The following is a 7,885-nucleotide window of genomic DNA, read 5'->3' as shown; positions in this document are numbered from 1 at the left end:
CGCCAGACCGGAGTGCTCGTCTCGCACCGGCACCTGGACGTCCCCATGGACCGGGCGTTCATCATGCACCGCATGTCGCTGCACATCACCGACCTCGACGGCCTGCGCCAGGGCGCCGAGCCCGCGCGGGTCCTGACCCGATCCGACGCGGACCTGTACCGCAACAAGGCGGGCAAGCTGCGGGGCTACGACTTCCGCGGCGAGGTCCTCATCAACGGCTCCGAGGTGGCCAAGGCCACCGGCGCGCTCATCTTCCTGGGCCGCCCCGCCTACCAGGCGCTGCGCGCCAAGGGCCGCGAGGCCCTGGACTGGAGCGCCGCGGCCGCGCCCCGGGCGGTCCCGGCCCCGCCCGCCGTGGTGGGCCGCCGAGACCCGCGCAACGTCGTCATCACCGAGCCGGTCCAGCGCGGCGACGAGGGCTGGCGGGCCACCGTGGTCCCCGACCACGGCCACCCGCACCTGTTCGACCACCCGCTGGACCACCTGCCCGGCAACCTCCTCATCGAGGCCGCCCGCCAGGTGGCGGTGGCCTCCGTGGCCCGCTCCGCGGGCCTGGACCCGGCGACCCTGGTCCCGGTGTCGGTGGAGGCGTCCTTCTCGTCCTTCTGCGAGAACGACCTGCCCACCACGGTGGAGGCCGACCTCGCCCCCTTCCGCTCCGACGAGCGGTTCGGCCCGGTCGTCGGCGTGGACGTCCGCGTCAACCAGCAGGGCACCACCAACAGCGCGTTCCGGATCGAGGTGGCCCAGTGGGCGTGAACCGTATCGAGGCCGTCGTGTGCGACTACGGCGGCGTCCTCACCAACCCGCTCCACGAGACCCTGGAGCACTTCGCCCGGACCGTCGACCTGACCGCCGACGCCATCCTCACGGCGATCGGCGCCGCCGCGGCCAAGGTCGGCGCCGATCCCATAGCGCTGCTGGAGGTCGGGGCCATCACGGAGGCGGAGATGGTCGCCTCCATCGCCGCCGAACTGCCCGAGGGGGGATGGGCCTTGCCCGAGGACCGCACCTTCGGCGAGCTGTGGTTCGCCGGACGCACCGGCAACCACGAGTTCGCCGACTTCCTGCGCGGCCTGAGCATGGACGGCTACCGGCTGGCCCTGCTCACCAACAACGTCGTGGAGTGGGAGGGCCTGTGGCGGGCCACCGTCCCCGCCGACGAGCTGTTCGAGGTCGTGGTGAACTCCGCGCACGAGGGCGTGCGCAAGCCCGACACCGAGATCTACGAGCGCCTCCTGGCCCGGCTGGGCCTGACCCCGGACCGGTGCCTGTTCGTGGACGACCTGGAGGACAACCTCAAGCCCGCCGCAGAGCTGGGCATGGCCACGGTCCGCTTCCAGGACAACGCGCAGGCGGTCCAGGAGATCACCTCCCTGCTCAAGGTCTCGGGTGCGCCCGCGCGGGTCGAGGGGGCGCGGTGAGCACCCCCGACCCGCACCCCCCGGTGCTGGTGGTCGGCGCCGGCCCCACGGGGCTGGCGGCCGCCTGCACCCTGCTGCAGAACGGGGTGCCCTGCCGCGTGGTCGAACGCCGCGCCGGGGTGGCCGAGGAGCCCAAGGCCCTCATCCTGTGGAGCGGGGCCCTGGAGGTCCTGCGCCGCCTGGGCGTGGACCGGGAGGTGGTCGACCGCTCCCTGCCCCTGGAGTCGGCGTCCTACTTCTCCGCGGGCCGGCGCATCGGCGGGGTCCGCTTCGGCGGGCTGGCCGACACGGCCTTCCCCGGCCCGATCTGCCTGCCCCAGCCCGGGGTGGAGCAGGCCCTGTACGACCGCCTGCTCGCCCTGGGCGGCTCCGTCGAGTGGTCCACCCGGGTCCACGCGGCGGAGCCCGTCGAGGGCGGGGTCCGGGTCGCCCTGGGTCCCGACGGCGGGGCCCGGCCCGCGGAGGAGGTCACCGTCCCCTGGGTGGTGGCCGCCGACGGCAGCCGCAGCACCGTCCGCGAGTCCCTGGGCGTGGCCTTCGAGGGCGACACCTACGACCGGGTGTTCCTGCTGGCGGACGGTGTCGTGAGCGGCCCGACCCCGGCCAGGGAGGCCCAGTACCACCTGACCCCCGACGGGGTGCTCGTGGTGGTGCCGCTGCCCGGCGGCGGGCACCGGGTGTTCTTCGACATCGCCCCGGACGGGGAGACCGCCCCGCCCGACGACGCGCTGATCGCCCGGCTGCTGGCCGAACGCGGCCCGAAGGGCCTGCGTGTGGACACCGTGTGGTGGCGCAGCCGCTTCCGGGTGCACGCCCGGGTGGCCCGCGAGTTCCGCCGCGGCCGGGTCCTCATCGCCGGGGACGCCGCCCACCTGCACAGCCCGGCGGGCGGCCAGGGCCTCAACACGGGCATCCAGGACGGGTTCGACCTGGCCTGGAAGCTCGCCGCGGTCCTGCGGGGCGCCTCGGAGGGGCTGCTGGACAGCTACCCGCTGGAGCGCCGCCCGACCGCCAGGGCGGTGGTGCGCAGCGCCGACCAGCAGACCCGCACCTGGATGGCGCGGTCCCCGCTGGCCCGGCTGGTGCGCGACACCCTGATGCGCGCCCTGTCGGCCTCGGGGCTGCTGGAGAAGCGGCTGGTGCCGCAGCTGGCGCAGATCGCCCCGGACCTGTCGCAGAGCCCCGCCGTCACGGCGGCCCCCGCCGGGTGGCGGGCCCGCGACGCGGTGGGCGGCGCCCTGCCGGGGCGGCGCATCGGCGACGCCCCGCTGGTCCCGGTCCGGGGGACCGGCGCCCGGAGCCTGCACGAGTACCTCGCCTCGGGCCGGCACGTGCTGCTGGTGGGCGGCGGTCCGGCGGAGCGCGTACAGAGGGCCGCGGCCGGGCTGCGCGAGCGCGTCGCCGACGACGTGGACGTGCTGCTGTTCACCGCCGGGTCGGCCGGACCGGAGGGCGACCACGACGTCGCCCGGCTCGCCGAGGGCGCCGGGGGCGGGACCGGGTGGGTGGTCCACGTCCGCCCGGACGCGGTCGTCGCCTCGGTCGCCCGGCTGGACGCGGACTGGCGTCCGGAGGTGTTCCTGGGCGGGATCCCGCTGCCCGGTGCCGAGCGGTCCCTCAGGTAAATGGTATGTGAACCCTATCGTTTAGGTTGATGATCGTCGCATGTTTATACGGTACTGTGGCGGCGACGGCACCCGTGATGGCGGCCGGAGTACTCCGGCCGCCATCGGCGGTCCCGCCCGCGAACGACGAACGGGGGTGACACGATGCTCGACGCGCTGACCCGGCTCACCACGCGCAGGCCCTGGTGGGTCCTGGCGGTCTCACTCCTGATGGTGATCGGCGCGGTGGTCCTGGGCTCCGGTGTCGCCGACCGCCTCCGGGCGGGCCAGGGCACCGAGGACCCCTCCTCGGAATCGGCCCGGGCCGCCGAGATCCTGGAGGACCACTTCCCCGACAGCAGGCCCAACCTGATCCTGCTGGTGACCGCCGAGGCCGGGGTGGACGACCGCGAGGTCGCCGCCCGGGCCCTGGGCCTGGCCGAAGGCCTGGCCTACGAGGACGGCGTCGCCGGGGTCACCTCCTACTGGCAGACCGGCTCCGACGAGCTCAAGTCCGACGACGGCACCCGCGCCCTCATCGCCGCGCACGTCGCCGGCACCGAGGCCGAGGCCGGAGCGGCCGTGGCCGACCTCGCCGAACGCTACGGCGGCGACCACGGGCTCCTCACCGTCGGCGTCGGCGGGCAGACCGCCGTCCTCAACGACATCGAGGCCACCATCGCCGAGGACCTGGTCCGCTCGGAGGTGATCGCCCTGCCCCTGACGCTGCTGATCCTCGTGTGGGTCTACGGCAGCGTCGTCTCGGCGTCCCTGCCCCTGCTGGTCGGGGTGGTGTCGATCATCGGCACCAACGCGGTGCTGTGGGCGATCGCCGGGTTCACCGACGTGTCGGTGTTCGCCCAGAACCTCACCATCGCGCTCGGACTGGGGCTGTCGATCGACTACGCCCTGCTCATGGTCCGCCGCTTCCGGGCCGAACTCGCCACCGGCGTGCCACCCGCGCAGGCCACCCTCACCACCGTGCGCACCGCCGGGCGCACCGTCGTCTTCTCCGCCCTGGCCATCTCGGCCGCCCTGGCCGCGATGCTGTTCTTCCCCCTGTACTTCCTGCGCTCCTTCGCCTACTCCGGCGTGACCGTGGTGCTGCTGGCCGCCCTGACCTCCCTGGTCGTGCTGCCGGCCGTGCTCACCCTGCTGGGCCCGCGCGTCAACGCGCTGGACCCGCGCCGCCTGCTGCGCCGGGGCTCGGCCCTGTCCCCGGAGGAGGCCGCCGACCGGCGCTGGGGCCGGCTGACCCGGGCGGTCATGGGGCGGGCACCCGTGTTCGCCCTGATCTCCCTGGCGCTGCTGATCGCGGTCGGGCTGCCCTTCCTGCGGGTGGAGTTCGGCATGGCCGACGACCGCCAGCTGCCCGCCGGGGTCGAGTCGCGCGAGGTCATGGACACCATCCGCACGGACTTCGGCTCCACCGCCACCGGCGCCGTCGACGTGCTCGTCCACCAGGCCCCGCAGGACACCGACACCGGGCAGCTGGACGACTACGCCGCCGCCCTCTCGCGCCTGGACCACGTCGAGGAGGTCCGCTCCCCGCTGGGCGTCCACACCGACGGCGCCCACCTGCGCGAGCGCACCCCCGTTGACGCCCTGCGCGAGTCCGAGGACCTGGCCTACATCCAGGTCATCCCGGACGCCGGGGTCGAGGACATCTCCCTGGAGAGCCAGAACCTGGTCCGCGACATCCGCGCGGTCGACACCTCCCTGGAGGTCTCGGTCACCGGCCAGGCCGCCGCGGTCGTGGACGCCCAGGCGGCCATCGCCGAACGCGTCCCGGCCACCCTGGCCGTGGTCGTCGCCGGCATGCTGGTCCTGGTCTACCTGCTCACCGGCAGCGTTCTCCTGCCCCTGCTGTCGGTGCTGTTCAACGCGCTCAGCCTCACCGCCATGTTCGGCGCCGTGGTCTGGGTGTTCCAGGACGGCAACCTCTCCGGGCCGCTGGGGTTCACCCCGACCGGCTTCATCGACACGGCCCTGCCGGTGCTCATGTTCTGCATCGCCTTCGGCCTGTCGATGGACTACGGGGTCTTCCTGCTGTCCCGGATGCGCGAGGAGTACGACCGCACCGGCGACCACCGCACGGCCGTCGAACTCGGGCTCCGGCGCACCGGCGGCATCATCACCGCCGCCGCGGTCGCCCTGGCGGTCGTCCTCATCGTCATCGGCGCCTCCCGGGTGACCAACACGATGATGCTCGGCTGGGGCGTGGCGCTGGCCGTCATCGCCGACGCCACCGTCGTGCGCTGCCTGCTGGTGCCCTCGGTCCTGCGCCTGACCGGCCGCGCCACCTGGTGGGCGCCCGGCCCGCTGCGCCGGTTCCACCGGTTCTTCGACGCCACCCTGGGCGAGAACGCCGCCGAACCCGGCCCGGCCCCCGCCGCCCCGCGGACCCCCGACCCGCAGGCCCCCACCGGGCCCGCGCCGACCCCGGTGCCCGAACGCGGCGCCGACCCCGCCCGAGAGACCGCGGAGGTGGCCCGTGCCCGGGACTAGGAACACCCTGATCGCCGCGGGCGCGGCCGTCGCCCTGGCCGCCGCCGCGCTGGTCCTGCTCCCCTCGGGGCAGGACGGGCCGGCCGCCGCCCCCGAGCCCACCGCCGAGGAGCGGGCGCGGGCCACCGCCGAGCGCATGGCCGCCGCCGGCATCGTCGACCTCCCGGTGAGCTTCACCGTCGTCAACCGCAACGACTCCCGGCTGCCCTGCAACAGCGACGGCGAGGAGTACACCCTGCGGGGCCACCTCACCGGCCCCGCAGGGGCGCTGGAGCAGGACGGCACCGCCGTCACCGTCTACCAGCACGGGCAGGCGGCGGGGGAGTGGTTCTGGCGGCTGGACGAGCCGGGATACCACCACACCGAGGAGATGGCTCTGCTGGGCGAGACCTCGCTGACCTTCGACCGCCTCGGCTACGGCGGGGAGCGGCCGGCGGGCCTGGGGATGTGCCTGGGCTCGCAGGCGGACATGGCCGCCCAGGTCATCGAGCAGGTCCGCGCGGGCGACTACGGGGTCGAGGGCGGGGACCCGGTGTCCTTCGACACCGTCGTCCTGGCCGGGCACCACAGCGGCGCCCAGATCGCCCAGATCACCGCCTACTCCTTCGACGGCCCCGCCGCCCCCGACGCCCTGGCCCTGCTGGGCTGGAGCGGCACCGGGGTGACCGACCGCGCCAACGCGCGCTTCTTCGGCGGCCTCGCCTCCTGCATGCAGGGCGGGGTGCCCGCCGACGCCGCGGCCGGACCGCCCGACCCCGATGCCGCGGACCCGGCCGGATACACCTACGTGGACGTCGGCCGCACCTCCTACACCCGGGCCAACTTCAGCGACCCCGCGACCCCGGTCGCCGCCCTGGCCGCCGGGCTCCAGGACCGCACGCCCTGCGGCGACCTGGGCACCCAGGTCGAGGCGCTGGCCACCGACACCCGCAACCTCCACCGCATCGGGGTGCCCGTGCTGTTCGCCTTCGCCGACGCCGACACCCGTGTGGCCGACGGCGCCGACCACGCCGGGCTCTTCACCGGGGCCCCCGACACCGAGACCGTCACCGTGGCGGACGCGGGCCACTACCTCGTCCTCGAACCCGGGGCGGCCGACCTGCGCACGGCCCTGGCCGACTGGCTGGAGGAACAGCGGTGAACACCACCGGAACACCCCCGCACCGCACGCCCCGCCGCCGCCTGCGCGCCGCGGCCCTGGCCGCCTCCCTCCTGCTGGCCGCGGCGGCCGCCACCGGCGCGGCCGCCGCAACGGGGCCCACCGCCACAGAACCCGCCGCCGGACCCGCGGCGGGCGCCCCGGCGGCCACCAGCGCGGCCCCGGCCGCCCCCGAGACCCCCCGCGAACCGGCCCCGACCCCGCCCGGTGTCGTGGACCTGGCCGTCGAGTTCACCGTCGACAACGTCAACCGCACCCGCGGCCAGTGCTCCGCCGACGGCGAGGAGTACACGGTCCGCGGACACCTGACCGCCCCCGAAGAGGTCCTGGCCGCCGACGCGCCCGCCGTCGCCCTGCTCGTCCACGGCACCAACACCGGCGAATGGATCTGGCGCCTGGACGTCGAGGGCCGCAACTACGTCGACGAGCTCGCCGCGCGCGGGCACGCCTCCGTCACCATCGACCGCCTCGGCTACGGCTCCAGCGACATCCCCGAGGGGTTCGCCAGCTGCAGCGGCGCCCACGCCGACATCGCCCACCAGGTGGTCGAGCAGTTGCGCGCGGGCGACTACGGGGTCGAGGGCGACGACCCGGTGTCCTTCGACACCGTCGTCCTGGGCGGCCACTCCAGCGGCGCCCTGGTCGCCGAGAGCGTCGCCGCCTCCTTCGGCGGCGTGGACGGGCTGCTGCTCACCGGCTGGGCGGCCGTCGGCATCACCGACGACACCAACCGCCGCTTCCTCACCGCCTACCGCACCTGCCTGGAGGGCGGCGAGGAGCACGAATCCCCGGGCGACCCCCGCGGCTACGTGTACTTCGACCCCACCCTGGAGGACTTCACCGAGGGCGGGCTCGGCCCCCACGCCGACCCGGCCGTCGTCGCCGAGGTCGAGGGGCTGTGGGGCCGCAACCCGTGCGGGGTCATGGTCTCCGAGCCCATGGCGATCCTCTACGACCTCGACCTGGTCGGGGAGATCGACGTCCCCGTCCACCTGGTCTTCGGCGCCCACGACGTGCTGCGCCAGGGGGTCGAGGGCTACCCGGGCCTGTTCACCTCCAGCCCCGAGGTCACCGAGACCACCCTCACCGACGCCGGGCACTTCGTCACCATCGACGCCGGCGCGGAACTCCTGTACGACACGGCGGCCGAGTGGATGGACCGGCACGCTCCCACGTCCTGACCCTGGAAG

6 protein-coding genes are annotated in these 7,885 nt (G+C 74.9%); all 6 read left to right on the top strand.

The window, feature by feature from the left end; all coding sequences use genetic code 11:
* On the top strand, positions 1 to 759 hold a 759-nt coding region (locus ACJOT3_RS11010; RefSeq protein WP_406971556.1), incomplete at its 5' end, for an AfsA-related hotdog domain-containing protein.
* A complete protein-coding gene (locus ACJOT3_RS11005; RefSeq protein ID WP_406971554.1) occupies positions 756 to 1,424 on the top strand; it encodes an HAD family hydrolase in 669 nt (222 codons plus the stop codon). The genes ACJOT3_RS11010 and ACJOT3_RS11005, both read left to right, overlap by 4 nt.
* On the top strand, positions 1,421 to 3,049 hold the full coding sequence (locus tag ACJOT3_RS11000) for an FAD-dependent monooxygenase (protein ID WP_406971552.1): 1,629 nt from the start codon (positions 1,421 to 1,423) through the stop codon (positions 3,047 to 3,049). Before ACJOT3_RS11005 ends, ACJOT3_RS11000 begins: the two co-directional genes overlap by 4 nt.
* Positions 3,050 to 3,193: 144 nt before the next feature.
* Positions 3,194 to 5,536 (top strand): MMPL family transporter, encoded by a 2,343-nt coding sequence (locus ACJOT3_RS10995; RefSeq protein ID WP_406971550.1) that lies wholly within the window; start codon positions 3,194 to 3,196, stop codon positions 5,534 to 5,536.
* Positions 5,523 to 6,677 (top strand): alpha/beta fold hydrolase, encoded by a 1,155-nt coding sequence (locus tag ACJOT3_RS10990; protein ID WP_406971548.1) that lies wholly within the window; start codon positions 5,523 to 5,525, stop codon positions 6,675 to 6,677. The genes ACJOT3_RS10995 and ACJOT3_RS10990 overlap by 14 nt, the downstream gene beginning before the upstream one ends.
* The gene (locus tag ACJOT3_RS10985) at positions 6,674 to 7,876 is read left to right on the top strand and encodes an alpha/beta hydrolase (protein WP_406971546.1); all 1,203 of its coding nucleotides are present in this window, start codon (positions 6,674 to 6,676) and stop codon (positions 7,874 to 7,876) included. Before ACJOT3_RS10990 ends, ACJOT3_RS10985 begins: the two co-directional genes overlap by 4 nt.
* Positions 7,877 to 7,885 lie beyond the last annotated feature (9 nt).

The organism is Nocardiopsis protaetiae (assembly GCF_045446735.1).
GTDB lineage: Bacteria > Actinomycetota > Actinomycetes > Streptosporangiales > Streptosporangiaceae > Nocardiopsis > Nocardiopsis protaetiae.
Note: the sequence above shows the minus strand (reverse complement) of the source record. Positions and strands in the feature narration are given on the sequence as shown.